Genomic DNA, 13947 nt, shown 5'->3' with positions numbered 1-13947 from the left:
GGCTGGCGATATAGACAGGACGTCCGCACGGGAAGACTTAACGCACGTGATCGCAGCACTCGACATTGGCAACGTCAACGAGTTCAGATCCTTCATGTCCGTGTACTCGGAGAGTGAAGTAGAGTAGCTCGCTCTAAAAATGGCTGGGGCGGCCCGGAGACCGCCCCTTTCTATCACCCATAACGCCGCAACGCGTCCTCGACCTTGCGGTATAGTGCATCCGGATCATTGTCGTTCGCGATAACTAGGTCCTCGTCGCCGCATCCACGTTCTGAGATGTGCTCGCCTACAATTCCCCCGCGCCCAGTCAGCCGGTAGATATCGCCGCCCAGTTGCCGGATGGCCTTTGCTTCATTGGGGAACCGCAGGTCGTCGACGACGACGCGCTTGCCTTCCGACGCCGCCTGCTCGACGCGGGCGCGCCAAAGCCGGATCCAGAAGTCACTACCGAGGATGTCGCGGCCCCACTCGGTCCCCAAGGTCTGCATGGCGTGCCTCGGCGTCTTGCCGCAGAGCAGATAGCTCGGCTTCTCCTTGAGGTCGCCCTCGATCTCGCGCTCGCTTAGGCCAACTGCCCGCATCATGTCCTTCAACGGTCCTGCAAACTTCACGAGGGTGTAGCCATGGACGTCGATCAGGTAGCCGGTCGCAGTTGACTTGCCGCTGCCAGCCGGGCCGGTGAAGGCTACGATGGGAGGCAGATTGTCATTGGCAGCCGTGGTGCCGATTGCTGCGCCAAGTGCGCGCAGTTCGGTTGGTACTGCTGTGATGCATCCGGCGTCTTTTGATTCGATGGTCATGCGGCTTCCTTTCTCATCATGGCGCGGATTGCATGAGCCGATCCACGGTGTGTGTTGACCATTGCTTCGTGAAACTGGCTTTCGTAGCCAACCTCGTGCCGCCTCGCTAAGTCATCATGGTAGGCTGCCGCCTCCTCCAGCGCATAAATGCGAGCGAGCCGCTTCGCCTCGTCTACCTCCCGGCGCAAGCGGGCGGTGGTGTATCTAGGCTGGTTGTCGGTCATGCATCCTCCTCCACTTTCTTCTTACTCTCCTGCCCGCTCCCAACCACAGGCCGGAACCTGCGAACGTTGAATGGCGGATCCTCATCACCGAATTGCGGGCAGACGCCGCGGTTGATACCCTCCAGCCGAACGCCGATATAGTCGCCGTTCATGTAGCTGGTGACCGGGCCGACCCACCGGGCTTTGTAGACGGTGCCTGCGGTGATGCCGAGGTATTGCTCCTGGTAGATGCCGTCGTCGATGCATTCGATCTCGTCGCCGGGCTTGATGGTGGTCATGCCTTCCACCCCATGAACTTCTTAAGGACGTCGGCCATGCGCGCCGCGACGCGGCAGTGTTCGACGGTTCGGCCATAGGTCGTCAGGTGCTCGCCGTGCGGCTCCGGCGAATCGTGGCAGCGACGCGCGAAGATGACGACTTGATCATAGCCGTAGTCATCGGCGATCCGCTTGGCTGCACTGATAGGAATGTCACGCATCTACCAGCTTCCTTTCGATTGCGTAGCAATCAGTGCCGTACATGCCTCCGTCATGCTTGATCGAATGCTGCGTGCCGTCCATCATCGTGATGACTAGGCGCTTGCTGTACGTGTCGTCCCAGTGGACGCTGGCGACGTGATCTTTGTTGACGCTGAGATTATGTGTCAGCCGTGTGAGTGCCATTATGCCGCCTCCTTCATCTCTGCCCGAACACGGATTGCGCCCATGATTTCCTTCACGGTCGTCCAAGGCACGACGACGTTACGCGAGCACTCCTCGCCGTCCTCATCCCTGTCTTCGATGTCGAAGCTGAATTCGCCGATGTATGCCGACTTGGTCTCCCCGCTCGGCGTCAACGCCTCCTGCAAACGGTCGATCTTCCCGCGAAGGTGCGCGAGAGATAGATCGTAGAAGCACTCGTTGGTGAACTCCGGCGCCTGATCCAAGGGCAGCGCGTAGCTGTCTCGCTCCTCGGGTGTGTACTTCGCCTTGATCGGAATGCCGTGGCCGGCGAAGTCCTCAATGGGCCATGTGCCAGCCTTATCTCGGATCCCGGTGTAGCCCATATGGCCGGGATTTTCGTAAAGGTCGCGCTTCAGCAGGACATACTGGGTCATGCTGCCCGCCTCTCCCACACGCCCAGCGCCGCCGACGGCAGATAAACGATCGGCTTGCCAGAATCCCTGAACCGTTTGATCTCGTATTCGAGGCCGACCGATTCCCACCAGCCTTCCATTTGCAGCACGACGAGCGCTGCAGCCGCATCGACGAATGGATCGCACTGGCGCTGCCAGAATGTCCAATCGAGCGCCGGAAGTCCGCCGTCATTGGCGACGACGTGGCCATGTGCGATCGGCGAGAAGACGACGAGGCCGCGACGCATAAGGATGGCGGCGCTTTCCGCAACGATCTTGGCCGCAACGTCTAAGCCTTGTGTGTACTTCGAATACGGCGAGCCGAGGTAGATGTAACCGGACAGGCCGGACAGGTCATCGACCGTAACAGTGACGCGCTCGGCTACTGGCAAGGAGCCTCGACTCAGCCCAATGTAGCGACCGCCCTGATGGTTGTCGTTCGCGGCTACGTATTTGTCGAGCGGTGCGAAGGTGGTGGTGGCGACGTCATCGTTATACTGTTTCTGTGATTCCGGTATAACGAGCTCGTCGCGGACCTGATCAATGAACGACATCGGCATCAAGCTCCCTCCTTCTCCGCAGCATCGACAGCGTCCGCCGCCTTGCGAAGGCAGGCGGCTAGCCCCTCACTTCGAACGTGGTTGAAACGCGCAATCACTGGATCATTGTTGATGCGGACCTCGTATTGATTGAGGCCGCGCAAATCGCCGTGGCGTGAGATGTTGTTGATGACAACCGACATCAGAAGCCCTTCCCGCCGGCCTTGAGCCGGTTCTCGATCTTGTGATCTTCCCGGTTGTCATTGTAGGCCATCTTCTCGACGATCGCGCCGCCGAGGTCGTAGCCCATGAACGTTGCCAGGTCGCCGATGCGGATCATGGCGTCGGCAAGCTCGACCTCCATCATCTTGCGATGCGGCAGCTTGTCGTCCTGCAGCTTTTTGCGGAAGCCCTCCATGGCCTCGCTGATCTCAGAGTGGATCAGACAAAGCATCTCGGGCACGTTGCGATCCAGCGCCTTGCCGGTGGTAAGGTCGGTGTACCAACCTGCCTTACGGCTGCGGGCGTGGCAGTCGGCTGCGAAGATGTTGATGGTTGCGGCGTGGGTGTAGGCAGGCGCCGCGTTGTCGTTCGCAGCGGCCATTGCCCTGTCGATGGCAATACTCAAGCCGTCCTTGGGGGCGTCGTGGTCAGCGCCCATCATGATGTCGTAGCTTGTTCCAGCGTCCATGTCAGTCTCCTCTGTGGTGGTGGTTGCCTCCGGTTGGTGGCCGGCGGCGTTGTCAAGGTATTGCCTGCAGCTGAAAAGCGATATAAAATCGCTTTTCGGTTTACTGAGTGGCGGCAATGAAAATTGTAAAGTCGAGTTTCAAAGGGCCGTACGCGGAGATCCTGGTTCAGACCGGGCTGCACGGCAGTTCAGAGCTAGTCTCATTCGGGCCTTTCGGGGCAATGCTGCACGAGGTCCTCAAAGACCCAATTGTTGCCAATGTCGATCTGGCCATCGAAGAGATTTCAAAGCAGTGCGGAGCCGCGGACGTTGAAGTAAGGGCGGCAATCCTCCACCACTTGACGGCCAACGACAATCCGCTTTAGGCCACCCTCTTCTGCTCCGCCGGCACGTTGTCGTTGGCAGCCGTCATCTTGGCAGCGCCCATCACGCGGGCCGCCGAGAGCGTGACGCGACCGTCCTCGCCAAAATCCTTGTGATACGTGATGACCTTCGCCGATCGGCCTGAGAGCCAGTTCGAGCCGTAGGCATCCGGCGCCGCGAGCGTTTCGTGTTGCTCCACCTTCATTAGATCAGTGGTGCGAAGCTCGTCGGAATGCTTGTGTCCGGTGTGCGCGTAGCTGAACTGGGTCCGGCCATAGATCTTCCGGAACTTGCCGACGAGAATGGAATCGACGTTCTTGGTGCCGCGACGGTGCCCGTGATGGTAGAACAGCGAAACGTCGCCATGCTCGATGACCGAGTACGTGCCGGGATTGGTATCGACCTTCACGCGTGGCTCTTGGTCATAGAACGCCGCTAGCATTTCGCGCAGCCAGACCTCGCCCGCCGGGTCGTGGTTGGCATCGCACATGACGACATCCAGATACTTGTGCTTCCGGAGCAGCATGGCGATTACCGCTCTCACAATACGGATCGCCGCACGCACCATCTTCGGATAGCGGCTGTCGCTGTCGAGCTGGTGCTGATGTTCAGGGGTGACGCTCTTGAACGAATCATAGTGCAGGAAATCACCAAGCTGAGCGAAGACTGCGCGCTCAGCCGGCGGAGACTGCGCTATTGCAGCGGCAAACCAATCTATGACGAGCTGCTCGCCAATACGGAGGTCATAGTCACCAGCGCCAGTCTCCTCATTCCAGGCAAGCGCACCGAGGTGATGGTCTGTGATAGTGTACTGATTGAGAAGGTCGGCAATGGTGTGCTCCGGCACTGCGGTAGGCGCCGCACGCGGAATCTCGTCTTTGAACGCCTCAACGGCCGCAGCTAAAGCCGACGCCTGATCCTGACCGTCATTGCGCGTCTTCACCCATTGCTGAATGGTCCGGCCTTCAGCATCGACGAGCGCCGAAACGCCTTTGACCGTGTGTCCTGCCGGAACTTCGAACTCTTCGCCCTTCTCTGGCTTCTGTTGTATGAAGTCACCATTCGGCGTGTTGGTGATCTGGCTGATCCGGAATCCCGGCAGCACCGGCTTCGTGCCGAGCATTCCAACCTCGGCGGCACGCTTGATGCTGTCATGTAGTGCCGACTTCTTGATGCCGAGCGCGGCGGCGGCCTTAACGAGCGTTCCGTGCTCGCGGTAGGCATCCGCTCTGCGCTGCAATTCTTCTGGGCTGGTCTTCAAGTGGTGGTCTCCTTGAGGGCGGCGTCGATGAGTTCGGACCAGACGCGATTGAGCTTGTCGGGATACCCATCGATACCGAGCGTGATGTTGCCGTCGCCACAGGAGAAATCGTCGAAGTAAACAGAGATTTCACTGGCGGCTTCGTGCAGGGCGGCGGACGGCTCGCGCATAGCCTCAATGGCGGCGCGAGCGTAGCTTTCGTAACTGTTGCGCCCCTCTTGGTCGGCTTTCGCTATTGCTTCGGTTACACGCTCAATCATGCTAGTCATGACCCAGCTATCCCTGCAAACTCCCGGAATTCGGCGACGGCCTTCTTCGTGGCCAGCTGGGCGGATGAGACGTATTCCCATGCGTCTTCGTTCTGGCCGTCCTCGAACAGGTCGGATGCCGCCTGCATATTGTCGAGCGATAAGGCCAGTGCCTCACCCAGCGTGTTGATCAGCGCCTCGCGCGCAGCTAGTTGCTCAACAATCACCGGACCGAGCACGAGCTCGTTCATTTTACGCGCGAGATCCGGATTGGCCTCAAGGGTCTGCATTGCGGCGCCGATATCGACGACGATCGGGACGGACATGGAAGTCTCCTCTATGTGATGGTGTGTTGGTTATCGCGGAAGTGGTCCGCGCTCAGATGGGTAGGTGGTGCTCCCGAATATCCAAAGGCCGGCAAACCACCTGAGTTTGAACGACACCCCGTACCAGCGAGCCAGCGCATGATCGGTGTAGTTGTTGAGTGCTTCGCCACCTGCGTTTTTGGATAGCAAACTGCCTGTGTAAGCTCGAAGTTTGGTGGGCAATTCCGGCTCGCCAGCATGAAGGCGAACCCCGAAAAGCGCCCTCAAGACACTCGCCCCAACAGCGCACAGACATCGGACGACGGCACGACGAAGCCAAATCGCACGCCGATCGGGATTAGGCCGGTAGCGTCAGACAGCAGACCGACGGTGATGCCGACGACATCGCCAGATGACGAGAATACCGGGCCACCGCTCATACCCTTCACGGTCGTGATGTCCGTGATGTAGACCAACTTCCAAGGACCTTGCGTCCGAGGGTCGCCGGCAATATTGCCGTAGGCCGATACGAAGTCGACGACCAGAGGATTGCCCATGGCCTCGATGACCGCCCCGACATCCATACGACCGCAGTCCAGGTGAGCGGCAGGCAACATCGCGGGCGACGTGCGCAGCAGCGCGATGTCGTATTCATTGTTGATCCACAGGACGTCGGCTTGGCGTGACTGACCATCCTTCGTCACCAATTGCACCGACTTCACGTCGCGGGCGACGTGCGCAGCAGTCAGAACAAATCCTGTGCCAATGTGCACGCCCGAACCGTGGCCGGTCTTTGTGACGACTTTGACGGTCGCCGCAGCTGTAACCGGCGCGGCGGTGAGCTTTTCTGTGTAGGCCGCAACCGTTGGGGCGGCAAAGTAGGCGACGCCGCTGAGTGCGACAGCGAAGGATGCGAACGCAATGCGTCTGAATCTGGTCATGACGGCCTCCTTTGTGTGGTGATGGTGGCCGGACGCTGGCGGTCGCAAATTCTTGTGTCAACTCGCGGCGTGCATGGGAACAATCATCAGCACTCAATGTTCTTTCTACGCGCCGGTTGATCTTGACGATGCGTCAGCTGGCAGCGCCATTGCCCCGCGTACCGACATGCGCGGGGCTTTGTGCGTTTAGAGCGCTCTCGACTGTTTCAGAACATATCGACAACGCAGGATGGGTTATCCACCGCGTTTCCACAGCCGGCCCTGCACATATAAATTAGCAGTTTCAATCAGCTATGATGTTGCCAACCACAGGCCGATTGACTCCCTCGCGAATGAGAACATAATAGGAACAAAAGCCTATTGTGAGATCATGAATACGAACCGCACCGTCATCGCAGACCTACAAGAGCGCATCGACCAGATCGCCGGCGGAGCTGTGCGTCAACGCAAAACGGTCCCTTTCGGAGTCCCCGAGATTGATAGCCGGTTGCCTGGCGGCGGATTGGCGATCGGAGCGACGCATGAGATTGCGGGCGGCGGAACCGACGTGGTGTCCGGCGCAGTGTCGGCGCTGTTCACGGCAGGAATAGCGGCGCGGATACCCGGCCCGGTCCTGTGGTGCCTCGCTCGTGCCGACCTTTTCGCGCCATCCTTGGTGCAGGTCGGCCTCAGCATGGACCGTGTGATTTTCGTCGAATCCAAAGACGAGGAAGGCGTGATCGAATGCGCCGAGGAAGGCCTCCGGTATCGCGGCGTGGCAGTTGTTGTCGCTGAACTGGTGCGCCTGCCAATGGTAGCCAGCCGACGCTTCCAACTCGCAGCAGAGCAGTCTGGAGCGACCGGGCTTATCATTCGTCGGTGGCGGCGCCAGCAAGAAGCCACAGACTTTGGAAGCCCGACCGCCTCTATGACGAGATGGCGGGTGTCACCCCTTCCTTCTGAACCCTTACCCGTTCCCGGCATTGGTCGGCCCCGCTGGTTTCTAGAGCTCATGCGTGTTCGCGCAGCTGAGAGTTTTGACGTTGAGGTAAACGCGTGCAACGCAACAGGCCACATGACATCTATCGAAGAACGAGAAGACCCATGGAGGGCAGCACTTTGAGCCTTCCCAAATTGCGCGACTTCCGCGGTGACAAGATCGAAATGGTTTGCCACCGGTGCGACCGCCATGGCGTCTACGATCGCAAACAGTTGGTCAAAAGGCTTGGGGCCGAAACGGAATTCGTCGAACTTCGCCGCATAATGGCCATCGGCTGCGACCGCCGCGGAACCGATCAATGCGAAGCTCGGTTCCCTTGTCTGTTGAAAGCCAACATACTCATCGAGGCAGGTAAATGAGCGACGAAAGCCGTACAGCCCAATTGGACGGCGCCGGGCCGTATCTTCATTATTGCAGCACCGAGGGCTGCGGCAAGTGGGGTGGCTGGGGATTCCGCCATGGGCACGATGAACCGAAATGGTGGTGTTATGAGCACTATCCATACAAACGCGGAACCGTGCGTAACGAGTCGGCAGAGCTTGCGGATAGCTTGAAATGAAAAAGCGCCCCCTGCCGGCGGGCAGGAGGCGCTTCGTTACTTATTGGGTGTCAGCACTTTGTGCCGGCGGCGCCTGCACCGGGATTTGTGGCGCCGGAAGAAGTCGTGCCGGACTGAGCTGCGCCCTGAGTACCGCCGGGCGCGCCGCAGTTCGACTGCGAGCTACCCGGCGAGTCGCTAGCCTTGCCACCGGACGCGCCGGTCGACGAACCGCCATTGTTACCGCCACCAGTGCCAGTCGAGCCGGAGTTGGAACCGCTTGCGCCGCTGGAACTACCAGAGCCTCCACCATTGTCGCCCCCTGTGCCGGAAGAGCCGCCAGATGACTGAGCCATTGCGGACGTTGCAAGGCCGAGAGAGAGCGCGGCGACTGTGAGAATCTTGATCATTGGGTGTTCCTCTTGTTTTTTGTTGATGCGAATGTCCAACAAGACGAAACTTGATTAGTTCCAATCGATATAGCGGGAGGATTGAAAGCGAGGTGTGCCTGATTGCGCCGCTTCGCGTAGCAGCTTAGCCATCTACCAGCGACAACAACCACTCGAATAGCTGGATGAAGTCTCGGCCTGTTCGCTGCAGGTCGTCAAACATCAATGTCAGTTCTCGGTGGACCAATATGCCGGCGATGACGAGGATCAGCACCGCAACCAAAGGCCAGATTGGTGGTTTACGTTTCGGCGTAGGCTTTGAAACGTCGACTGGACTGTTATCGTTCAAGTCTGTCCTCCTGTTTTTCCACAGATAAACCGGCCCTTGATATCTCGACAGACCTGAACGCGAAAAAATCCCGCAACATGGTGGTGGCAGCTGGCACATGCTGGATATGCTTTCGCGCTAACCTTACCGCTTAACGATATAGGTGTCTTAGAGTTGAATTCAGACTGCGAAAGCACAATGCTGCGTGTATTGCTGGAGGCTGACATGAAGCGAAAGCGCATGAATTCGGTAAGGTCGGAGCGCATTAGCTCCAGATCTCGAAAAAAAATGGAACCGCTTGCAAGCAAAGCTCAAAGCCTGCGCCTAGCGGAGTCCGCTCTCCGGTTACTCAAGCGGGCGAAGGCCGTGACTTGGGTGGATAGCGACAGCGAAAATTACTGCTGAGAATAACCGAATGGCGCGTCTGCCAAAAAAAACCGCCGCCTGGTCATGGCAGCGGGCACAGACTGGATATGCGTGAAGTCTAAAGTATGCACGTAGATCTAGGGTTGTCCACTCAATATACCGACCAGGTGGCGGCGCGCATCAACTGAAATAAAAAAAACGCCCTCCACCGCGAGGCAGAGGGCGTTTTGAAGATGGTCCGCCAATGCGGAACTTACTTTATCGGACTGGCGTTGTGAATCCCCGTCTGGTCAGCTCGTGCGCGACACTCGACGAGGCTGGCCTTCGACCACCCGGTCGATGCGAAGCGTCATGCCGTCGACGGCACTCTTGACGCCGCTGATGGCTTCCATGAGTTGCTCGGTGGTTTCGCGCATGCCGGCCTTGGTGATGTACGTCTCGGCGACATGAAGCCGGTGTGCCGCCAGCTCATCCCGGGAAAGGTTGGCAAGTGCCTGTGCAGCGGTCGCTGTGCCAACGGCGGCGTCCTTTGCCTCCTTCACCTTGCCCTCGATGCGCCACCAGATTCCCCAGAGCGCGCCGGACACCATTACGAAAAAGCCGACTACGGCCATGATTTCAGAGCCGCTCACTGTCTACCTCTCAATGCGTTATCGCGGTCTATGATGAAAGTGCGGAGCGCCAAGTGGCGCCGGTAACAGGTCAGTAGTACCGCCCGGTCCGAGATCCAGAGATCCTCGACTTGCGCCTGACTGAGCGCGCCCTTGCCAATATCGACAGGCAGGCCGCAGACCTTCAGTAAGCTGCTGTCCGGCCGCGCGATTGCCGGCGGCGCCGGTGGCACGATGCTAGCGGACTTGGTTGATGCGCTGCACGCTGCCAGCCCCAAGGCTAGGGCGGCCAGCATCAGGATCTTGCTGAGCTTCACTGGCCAGCCTCCTACGTAGTTCGAGGTTCTCGGCTTCCTGAGCCTCAAGGGTGGCGATGGCTTCGGCCTCGCGCCGTTTTGCGGCATTGTTGGCGATGGCCTGCCTACGTTGTTCGTTCAGGCTGGCCTCGGCTCGCTGGAGCGCGTCGGCAGCAATCTGTGCCTCGTACTTGGCCGAGGCAGTCTGATAACCGTCGTCGTAGATTCTGCCGTGGACCCACCACGCGCCCGCCATGAGCGATAGGCCGACGAGCAATGCCGCGCCGGCCTTTACAAGCCAGGCATCGACGCCCAGCAGCTTCGCAAACGCTCCGATCATTTCGGCAGCCCCGTCACGCAGACCTCAGCCTCACCGGGACGGGTCGCGTCCCCCATCTCGCGGCGGTTCACGAGGCCCTTGAGGACCCGGCCACCAGCCTTGTTGAAGGCTGTTGCCGCCTCGCAGCTTTCTCGCCATTTTGCCTGTCGACCGAGCCGTGCAGCGGTGGAACTACAGGTAGCACCAACGCCGACGTTCCACGATAGCGTGAGCATCGAACCGCGCCAGCTAAGTGGCGCCTTGTCCCAGTTGGCCACGCACTTCACAAGGTGCGGCCGGTAGTCTCGCTCAAGCTTGCCTGCCGTACGGGCGTCACAGCCTGCGTGCGTTTCGACCATGCCCTTGCGGACGTTGGTCGTGTCGCCATCACAGATCGTGTAGACCGGCCTCGTCGGTAAGGTGTCGAGATAGGCGACAAGATGTCTGCCTTCCCATGGTTGCATGATCTTGATGGCGAGCGCGGAATCGTCGTGAACGGCGGGCTGGCCGGGAAAGATGGCAACCATACCGGCCGTGGCGGCGGCGATTACGCCGGCAATCAGCTTACCGGCCCGCTTGGAAGGCAGGATTTTATTGATCGGCATTCGCCGGCTCCTTTTCGGGCTGGGAAAGAATGCGCGCGCCCCACGCTGCGGAAAGCAGTGCGATGGTGATCCACCAAGGCAGCCAATCAGACACGAAGGGCACGACGTTCAGGATGATGTCGGCGGCTGCGGCGATCTCGATAAGCCGCAGCGACCAGGCGCGACCGATCACGGTGCGCCAGTCTGGAAGGAGTTTCATGATACCCCTTTGATTTTAGGGAGAGCCGGCCTATCTTGGCGGTCGGCAGATTGTTTTGCGTCCTGCCACAGGTACAGGAGGATGCAATGAACGAAGATCTCGCGGCGCTATCAATTAGCGAAATCGCCCAGCAATTGGCCGCACTGGCGGCCACGCTACGCGAGTTGGCGGAAACGCCGGTCTTTGAAGAGCCTGCGAACGATGATGATGGTGAGTTGGTGAACTAGCGCATGGCAATGCGCCGGCTACACAGTGTATGCTGTCCACCTCAGACGGAGAGTGGATTGAAGAAAATCGCGATCATACCGTTGCTGGTCGTTTCAGGCTGCAGCACATCAAAGGTGACATATGTTGGCCCTGACGCCTCATATGGTTCCGGCATAATGGCGTCCGGTTTTGCTCGTGTAAGCAGCGGACGGTTCTCACTGACCGACGCGACCGGGGTTACCTGCTCCGGCAATTACTCCAGTTGGGATGACACACATCTGAAATTCCCTGTTTGGTGCACAGATGGCAAAAGCGGAACCGTCGAATTGAACCGGTCTGATGATGGTAAGGAAGGCATTGGTACGATCCAAGTTACGGATGGCGAGCCGAAACAAATCGCATTCAATTGAGGCGGATGCGCTGCGCTGGCTGCACAGTCATGGTGTTTCTCCAGGGTTGGTAAAATCAGCTCTGAACGTCGAAGCCCTCGCTGTTGCGACGGTCGGGAAGCTCTCAGGCGAAAAACGTGAATCAGTGTTATTGATTGCGCCCACCGTCGGTAGTATTCCTCTCTTTATGAAGCCCAAAGATGCGCCATACCTGACCCGTCTAGACCACCTGCGATTTGGGGCTGCAGCCTTGGTGCTGTTCTGGCACCTTTACAGATACAACGGGCAAATACCGACCTCGGATGTGCCTGCGTTTCCTCCGGTGAGCCTTTTGCAGGAGGGCCATACGGGCGTGGCGCTATTTTTGACCCTAAGCGGGTATCTGTTTTGGTGGAAGTGCCGGGATAAGCAGATCGAGTATTGGGCGTTCATTCGGAGCAGAGTCTGCCGCATCGCGCCGCTGTTCATATTCTGGATGGTGATTTATTTTTATCTGGGGGACGTTGATCCGGTAAAACTAACTTTAGCCATTGCCCTGATGCTGAACAATGGAACGGTTCCAGGTAACGGGTGGACGATCATTGTAGAATTCCAGTTCTATTTGCTATTCCCGTTTCTACTCATTTTTTCACGCAGCAAGAGTAATCGGAACGACAAGGATTTTCGCTACCTGTTTGGTATTCTAGCGCTTGCGATATGCGTTCGGTGGAGCGTTTGGCTCACCACTGGAACTGTTCAAGACTTGGCCTACGGAACGATTTTCGGACGCATCGACCAATTCATCTTTGGAATGATCTTTAGTGAAATCGCGATCCGCAGACCGCAAGTCTTTAAGCCTTGGCGGGTTCTGGCTGGCACCATGATCTTGGTCGTAACCACGGTTTATCTTTTTGACCGAGCTGGCGGGTATTTCGACCAGGGAGGCTACCCATCTAAATCGTTAGTCTGGGTTTTTTGGCCTATGGTGGAGGGTATCTGCTTTGGCCTCCTCATTGCCAGTTACGACCGTTCGAACATTCGCATTCCAAGGATTGTCGATAGGTTTCTTGCGCGGCTTGGGAGCTACAGCTACTCGATGTACCTGAACCATCACTTCGTCATTCTGGTCGCTTTCGCCCTTGCTACGTACTTTGATTTTACCCCCACTGGAATTTTCGCCGTTACCGTGTTCGGAATTGTTGCAGTTTTGCCTTTGCTTTGCGCAGTCTCTGCCGCGACTTATCATCTAATAGAGAAGCCGTTTGATACGTTGCGGAAGCCCTATTCGCAGAGACTTGAAGCAGTGGACATTACAGCTGCGGCGCCGATGCCCACATCTCATCAACCTGTTCATCCATAAGACCTAGCGCCGCCCCCACCTGGGCAATAAGAAAATGACCCCATCTGCGAGGGGTACTCCCATTATATTTTTACCACCGAGCGCGGTTTTGACGCGGTGCTGGGTGCCGGTCACGAGAACGAGCTGTTGTGGTTCCGGGAAGCATAATCTAAACTGAAAGGCGAAGGGTAGGAGTGTTTACGTGGTCACAAAAATAGCTATCCTGATTGCTGCGTGGATAACACGCCGAAGGATCGCTGCCAGAGAACGCGCAGCCGACATTGAAAAGCTCGTTGCCTCACCTAGCCGAATGACGGTACTCATTTACGCACATAGGTACCGTCTATCGAGCTGGGACTCAAACATCACCTCACAAATGTGGACATTGGCCGAATCGGCGGCAGCGGATGGGTTACTCACCGAGGACCTTAGAGACCATTTGCGAGATGGTTATTTGATAACCGCGCGAGGTCGGCAGTATATCCATGCGCCTGAACCTCCCACAACGATGGAAAAAATTCGGGCAGCTACGGACTACCTTTCCAATCGTCTCTCGTCGAGAAGCCGTTAAGCTATCATAAAGCCCCTGCACGGCCTGCAACGACTTCTCTATATCTATTTTTCCTTGTGCCGGGGCCAGGTTTTGTATCGTGTAGAACGTGCGACCACGATATCCGCAGCAACTGTTGCTTTAGACATTTTGTTGTATACCGCCCGGCGGGCACGATCAGTGAGAAGTTAAGCCAGTGGAGCGCGATTTAAGGATTGATGTTGCTAGAATAATCTGTGCGCTTTTGGTCGTTTATATCCACTACGGTGTCCGGTACGTGTACTCGTACCGTAAGCGCGATTTTCCATGCACCTTGCCGTAGGCGGCATCTCTGAACCAGCGCCTTTTCGAAGCGATATCCTGGTCT

General features: G+C 57.8%; 26 protein-coding genes. 7 read left to right on the top strand and 19 right to left on the bottom strand.

What is annotated here, in order from left to right:
• Positions 1 to 173: 173 nt before the first annotated feature.
• From AAIH70_RS28435 to AAIH70_RS28395, 9 genes are read right to left on the bottom strand one after another with little or no spacing between them, the layout of a single operon-like run.
• Entirely contained in the window at positions 174 to 800 is a 627-nt protein-coding gene (locus AAIH70_RS28435; protein ID WP_430037319.1) for a deoxynucleotide monophosphate kinase, read from the bottom strand.
• Positions 797 to 1024, bottom strand: coding sequence for a hypothetical protein (locus tag AAIH70_RS28430; protein WP_430037316.1), 228 nt, complete (start codon positions 1022 to 1024; stop codon positions 797 to 799). The genes AAIH70_RS28435 and AAIH70_RS28430 overlap by 4 nt, the downstream gene beginning before the upstream one ends.
• The gene (locus AAIH70_RS28425) at positions 1021 to 1302 is read right to left on the bottom strand and encodes a hypothetical protein (RefSeq protein ID WP_430037313.1); all 282 of its coding nucleotides are present in this window, start codon (positions 1300 to 1302) and stop codon (positions 1021 to 1023) included. Before AAIH70_RS28425 ends, AAIH70_RS28430 begins: the two co-directional genes overlap by 4 nt.
• Positions 1299 to 1502 (bottom strand): hypothetical protein, encoded by a 204-nt coding sequence (locus AAIH70_RS28420; protein WP_430037310.1) that lies wholly within the window; start codon positions 1500 to 1502, stop codon positions 1299 to 1301. Before AAIH70_RS28420 ends, AAIH70_RS28425 begins: the two co-directional genes overlap by 4 nt.
• Positions 1495 to 1686 (bottom strand): hypothetical protein, encoded by a 192-nt coding sequence (locus AAIH70_RS28415; protein ID WP_430037307.1) that lies wholly within the window; start codon positions 1684 to 1686, stop codon positions 1495 to 1497. Before AAIH70_RS28415 ends, AAIH70_RS28420 begins: the two co-directional genes overlap by 8 nt.
• Complete coding sequence (locus AAIH70_RS28410) at positions 1686 to 2120, bottom strand: hypothetical protein (RefSeq protein ID WP_430037304.1); 435 nt, start codon at positions 2118 to 2120, stop codon at positions 1686 to 1688. The genes AAIH70_RS28415 and AAIH70_RS28410 overlap by 1 nt, the downstream gene beginning before the upstream one ends.
• Positions 2117 to 2698 carry a DUF1937 family protein gene (locus tag AAIH70_RS28405; RefSeq protein WP_430037301.1) on the bottom strand — a complete coding sequence of 194 codons (582 nt, stop codon included), beginning with the start codon at positions 2696 to 2698 and terminating at the stop codon, positions 2117 to 2119. The genes AAIH70_RS28410 and AAIH70_RS28405 overlap by 4 nt, the downstream gene beginning before the upstream one ends.
• A complete protein-coding gene (locus AAIH70_RS28400; RefSeq protein ID WP_430037298.1) occupies positions 2698 to 2880 on the bottom strand; it encodes a hypothetical protein in 183 nt (60 codons plus the stop codon). The genes AAIH70_RS28405 and AAIH70_RS28400 overlap by 1 nt, the downstream gene beginning before the upstream one ends.
• Positions 2880 to 3368 carry a hypothetical protein gene (locus AAIH70_RS28395; protein WP_430037295.1) on the bottom strand — a complete coding sequence of 163 codons (489 nt, stop codon included), beginning with the start codon at positions 3366 to 3368 and terminating at the stop codon, positions 2880 to 2882. Before AAIH70_RS28395 ends, AAIH70_RS28400 begins: the two co-directional genes overlap by 1 nt.
• Positions 3369 to 3484: 116 nt before the next feature.
• Between AAIH70_RS28395 and AAIH70_RS28390 the strand changes: the two genes are divergently transcribed.
• Positions 3485 to 3733: a hypothetical protein gene (locus AAIH70_RS28390; RefSeq protein WP_430037292.1), complete on the top strand. Its 249-nt coding sequence runs from the start codon at positions 3485 to 3487 to the stop codon at positions 3731 to 3733.
• On the opposite strand, the gene AAIH70_RS28385 is transcribed toward AAIH70_RS28390, so the two are convergent.
• From AAIH70_RS28385 to AAIH70_RS28370, 4 genes are all read right to left on the bottom strand, one after another.
• On the bottom strand, positions 3730 to 4992 hold the full coding sequence (locus tag AAIH70_RS28385; RefSeq protein ID WP_132272429.1) for an oxidoreductase: 1263 nt from the start codon (positions 4990 to 4992) through the stop codon (positions 3730 to 3732). The two genes, AAIH70_RS28390 and AAIH70_RS28385, sit on opposite strands and share 4 nt — an antisense overlap.
• On the bottom strand, positions 4989 to 5261 hold the full coding sequence (locus AAIH70_RS28380; protein ID WP_430037289.1) for a hypothetical protein: 273 nt from the start codon (positions 5259 to 5261) through the stop codon (positions 4989 to 4991). The genes AAIH70_RS28385 and AAIH70_RS28380 overlap by 4 nt, the downstream gene beginning before the upstream one ends.
• A complete protein-coding gene (locus AAIH70_RS28375) occupies positions 5258 to 5566 on the bottom strand; it encodes a hypothetical protein (protein WP_430037286.1) in 309 nt (102 codons plus the stop codon). Before AAIH70_RS28375 ends, AAIH70_RS28380 begins: the two co-directional genes overlap by 4 nt.
• Positions 5567 to 5829: 263 nt before the next feature.
• Positions 5830 to 6486, bottom strand: a complete 657-nt coding sequence (locus AAIH70_RS28370; RefSeq protein WP_430037283.1) for a trypsin-like peptidase domain-containing protein — start codon at positions 6484 to 6486, stop codon at positions 5830 to 5832.
• A 370-nt stretch (positions 6487 to 6856) separates the two neighbouring features.
• Between AAIH70_RS28370 and AAIH70_RS28365 the strand changes: the two genes are divergently transcribed.
• From AAIH70_RS28365 to AAIH70_RS28355, 3 genes are read left to right on the top strand one after another with little or no spacing between them, the layout of a single operon-like run.
• The gene (locus AAIH70_RS28365; RefSeq protein WP_430037280.1) at positions 6857 to 7588 is read left to right on the top strand and encodes an ImuA family protein; all 732 of its coding nucleotides are present in this window, start codon (positions 6857 to 6859) and stop codon (positions 7586 to 7588) included.
• Positions 7570 to 7824 (top strand): hypothetical protein, encoded by a 255-nt coding sequence (locus tag AAIH70_RS28360; protein WP_430037277.1) that lies wholly within the window; start codon positions 7570 to 7572, stop codon positions 7822 to 7824. Before AAIH70_RS28365 ends, AAIH70_RS28360 begins: the two co-directional genes overlap by 19 nt.
• Positions 7821 to 8024, top strand: coding sequence for a hypothetical protein (locus AAIH70_RS28355; protein ID WP_430037274.1), 204 nt, complete (start codon positions 7821 to 7823; stop codon positions 8022 to 8024). The genes AAIH70_RS28360 and AAIH70_RS28355 overlap by 4 nt, the downstream gene beginning before the upstream one ends.
• A gap of 50 nt (positions 8025 to 8074) precedes the next feature.
• Here the strand turns inward: AAIH70_RS28355 and AAIH70_RS28350 are convergent, their stop codons facing one another.
• The 6 genes from AAIH70_RS28350 to AAIH70_RS28325 all read right to left on the bottom strand — a co-directional run bounded on the left by AAIH70_RS28350 (position 8075) and on the right by AAIH70_RS28325 (position 11116).
• Positions 8075 to 8413 (bottom strand): hypothetical protein, encoded by a 339-nt coding sequence (locus AAIH70_RS28350; RefSeq protein WP_430037271.1) that lies wholly within the window; start codon positions 8411 to 8413, stop codon positions 8075 to 8077.
• A gap of 124 nt (positions 8414 to 8537) precedes the next feature.
• The gene (locus AAIH70_RS28345; RefSeq protein ID WP_430037268.1) at positions 8538 to 8741 is read right to left on the bottom strand and encodes a hypothetical protein; all 204 of its coding nucleotides are present in this window, start codon (positions 8739 to 8741) and stop codon (positions 8538 to 8540) included.
• A gap of 635 nt (positions 8742 to 9376) precedes the next feature.
• Positions 9377 to 9718, bottom strand: a complete 342-nt coding sequence (locus tag AAIH70_RS28340) for a hypothetical protein (RefSeq protein WP_430037265.1) — start codon at positions 9716 to 9718, stop codon at positions 9377 to 9379.
• A gap of 216 nt (positions 9719 to 9934) precedes the next feature.
• Positions 9935 to 10333 (bottom strand): hypothetical protein, encoded by a 399-nt coding sequence (locus AAIH70_RS28335; protein ID WP_430037262.1) that lies wholly within the window; start codon positions 10331 to 10333, stop codon positions 9935 to 9937.
• Complete coding sequence (locus AAIH70_RS28330; protein ID WP_430037259.1) at positions 10330 to 10917, bottom strand: lysozyme; 588 nt, start codon at positions 10915 to 10917, stop codon at positions 10330 to 10332. Before AAIH70_RS28330 ends, AAIH70_RS28335 begins: the two co-directional genes overlap by 4 nt.
• Entirely contained in the window at positions 10904 to 11116 is a 213-nt protein-coding gene (locus AAIH70_RS28325) for a hypothetical protein (protein WP_430037256.1), read from the bottom strand. The genes AAIH70_RS28330 and AAIH70_RS28325 overlap by 14 nt, the downstream gene beginning before the upstream one ends.
• A gap of 86 nt (positions 11117 to 11202) precedes the next feature.
• Here AAIH70_RS28325 and AAIH70_RS28320 point away from each other — a divergent pair, with 86 nt between their 5' ends.
• Genes AAIH70_RS28320 through AAIH70_RS28310 form a run of 3 tightly spaced genes read left to right on the top strand, consistent with a single transcriptional unit; the run spans position 11203 to position 13051 of the window.
• Positions 11203 to 11343 carry a hypothetical protein gene (locus AAIH70_RS28320; protein WP_430037253.1) on the top strand — a complete coding sequence of 47 codons (141 nt, stop codon included), beginning with the start codon at positions 11203 to 11205 and terminating at the stop codon, positions 11341 to 11343.
• Between the two features lie 57 nt (positions 11344 to 11400).
• Positions 11401 to 11733, top strand: a complete 333-nt coding sequence (locus AAIH70_RS28315; RefSeq protein WP_430037250.1) for a hypothetical protein — start codon at positions 11401 to 11403, stop codon at positions 11731 to 11733.
• Entirely contained in the window at positions 11702 to 13051 is a 1350-nt protein-coding gene (locus AAIH70_RS28310; protein ID WP_430037248.1) for an acyltransferase family protein, read from the top strand. The genes AAIH70_RS28315 and AAIH70_RS28310 overlap by 32 nt, the downstream gene beginning before the upstream one ends.
• The last annotated feature ends 896 nt before the right edge of the window (positions 13052 to 13947 follow it).

The sequence above is a fragment of the Neorhizobium sp. BT27B genome (genome assembly GCF_050455485.1).
In the GTDB taxonomy this organism is placed as follows: Bacteria; Pseudomonadota; Alphaproteobacteria; order Rhizobiales; family Rhizobiaceae; genus Neorhizobium.
Note: the sequence above shows the minus strand (reverse complement) of the source record. Positions and strands in the feature narration are given on the sequence as shown.

What these genes read in the sequence shown, in the direction of transcription:
- AAIH70_RS28370 (WP_430037283.1), bottom strand. Translation starts at nt 6,486, where the DNA reads ATGACCAGATTCAGACGCATTGCGTTCGCATCCTTCGCTGTCGCACTC.
- AAIH70_RS28335 (WP_430037262.1), bottom strand. Translation starts at nt 10,333, where the DNA reads ATGATCGGAGCGTTTGCGAAGCTGCTGGGCGTCGATGCCTGGCTTGTA.
- AAIH70_RS28390 (WP_430037292.1), top strand. Translation starts at nt 3,485, where the DNA reads ATGAAAATTGTAAAGTCGAGTTTCAAAGGGCCGTACGCGGAGATCCTG.
- AAIH70_RS28325 (WP_430037256.1), bottom strand. Translation starts at nt 11,116, where the DNA reads ATGAAACTCCTTCCAGACTGGCGCACCGTGATCGGTCGCGCCTGGTCG.
- AAIH70_RS28330 (WP_430037259.1), bottom strand. Translation starts at nt 10,917, where the DNA reads ATGCCGATCAATAAAATCCTGCCTTCCAAGCGGGCCGGTAAGCTGATT.
- AAIH70_RS28360 (WP_430037277.1), top strand. Translation starts at nt 7,570, where the DNA reads ATGGAGGGCAGCACTTTGAGCCTTCCCAAATTGCGCGACTTCCGCGGT.
- AAIH70_RS28400 (WP_430037298.1), bottom strand. Translation starts at nt 2,880, where the DNA reads ATGTCGGTTGTCATCAACAACATCTCACGCCACGGCGATTTGCGCGGC.
- AAIH70_RS28375 (WP_430037286.1), bottom strand. Translation starts at nt 5,566, where the DNA reads ATGTCCGTCCCGATCGTCGTCGATATCGGCGCCGCAATGCAGACCCTT.
- AAIH70_RS28355 (WP_430037274.1), top strand. Translation starts at nt 7,821, where the DNA reads ATGAGCGACGAAAGCCGTACAGCCCAATTGGACGGCGCCGGGCCGTAT.
- AAIH70_RS28410 (WP_430037304.1), bottom strand. Translation starts at nt 2,120, where the DNA reads ATGACCCAGTATGTCCTGCTGAAGCGCGACCTTTACGAAAATCCCGGC.
- AAIH70_RS28430 (WP_430037316.1), bottom strand. Translation starts at nt 1,024, where the DNA reads ATGACCGACAACCAGCCTAGATACACCACCGCCCGCTTGCGCCGGGAG.
- AAIH70_RS28435 (WP_430037319.1), bottom strand. Translation starts at nt 800, where the DNA reads ATGACCATCGAATCAAAAGACGCCGGATGCATCACAGCAGTACCAACC.
- AAIH70_RS28365 (WP_430037280.1), top strand. Translation starts at nt 6,857, where the DNA reads ATGAATACGAACCGCACCGTCATCGCAGACCTACAAGAGCGCATCGAC.
- AAIH70_RS28350 (WP_430037271.1), bottom strand. Translation starts at nt 8,413, where the DNA reads ATGATCAAGATTCTCACAGTCGCCGCGCTCTCTCTCGGCCTTGCAACG.
- AAIH70_RS28425 (WP_430037313.1), bottom strand. Translation starts at nt 1,302, where the DNA reads ATGACCACCATCAAGCCCGGCGACGAGATCGAATGCATCGACGACGGC.
- AAIH70_RS28310 (WP_430037248.1), top strand. Translation starts at nt 11,702, where the DNA reads ATGGCGAGCCGAAACAAATCGCATTCAATTGAGGCGGATGCGCTGCGC.
- AAIH70_RS28320 (WP_430037253.1), top strand. Translation starts at nt 11,203, where the DNA reads ATGAACGAAGATCTCGCGGCGCTATCAATTAGCGAAATCGCCCAGCAA.
- AAIH70_RS28395 (WP_430037295.1), bottom strand. Translation starts at nt 3,368, where the DNA reads ATGGACGCTGGAACAAGCTACGACATCATGATGGGCGCTGACCACGAC.
- AAIH70_RS28405 (WP_430037301.1), bottom strand. Translation starts at nt 2,698, where the DNA reads ATGCCGATGTCGTTCATTGATCAGGTCCGCGACGAGCTCGTTATACCG.
- AAIH70_RS28420 (WP_430037310.1), bottom strand. Translation starts at nt 1,502, where the DNA reads ATGCGTGACATTCCTATCAGTGCAGCCAAGCGGATCGCCGATGACTAC.
- AAIH70_RS28415 (WP_430037307.1), bottom strand. Translation starts at nt 1,686, where the DNA reads ATGGCACTCACACGGCTGACACATAATCTCAGCGTCAACAAAGATCAC.
- AAIH70_RS28380 (WP_430037289.1), bottom strand. Translation starts at nt 5,261, where the DNA reads ATGACTAGCATGATTGAGCGTGTAACCGAAGCAATAGCGAAAGCCGAC.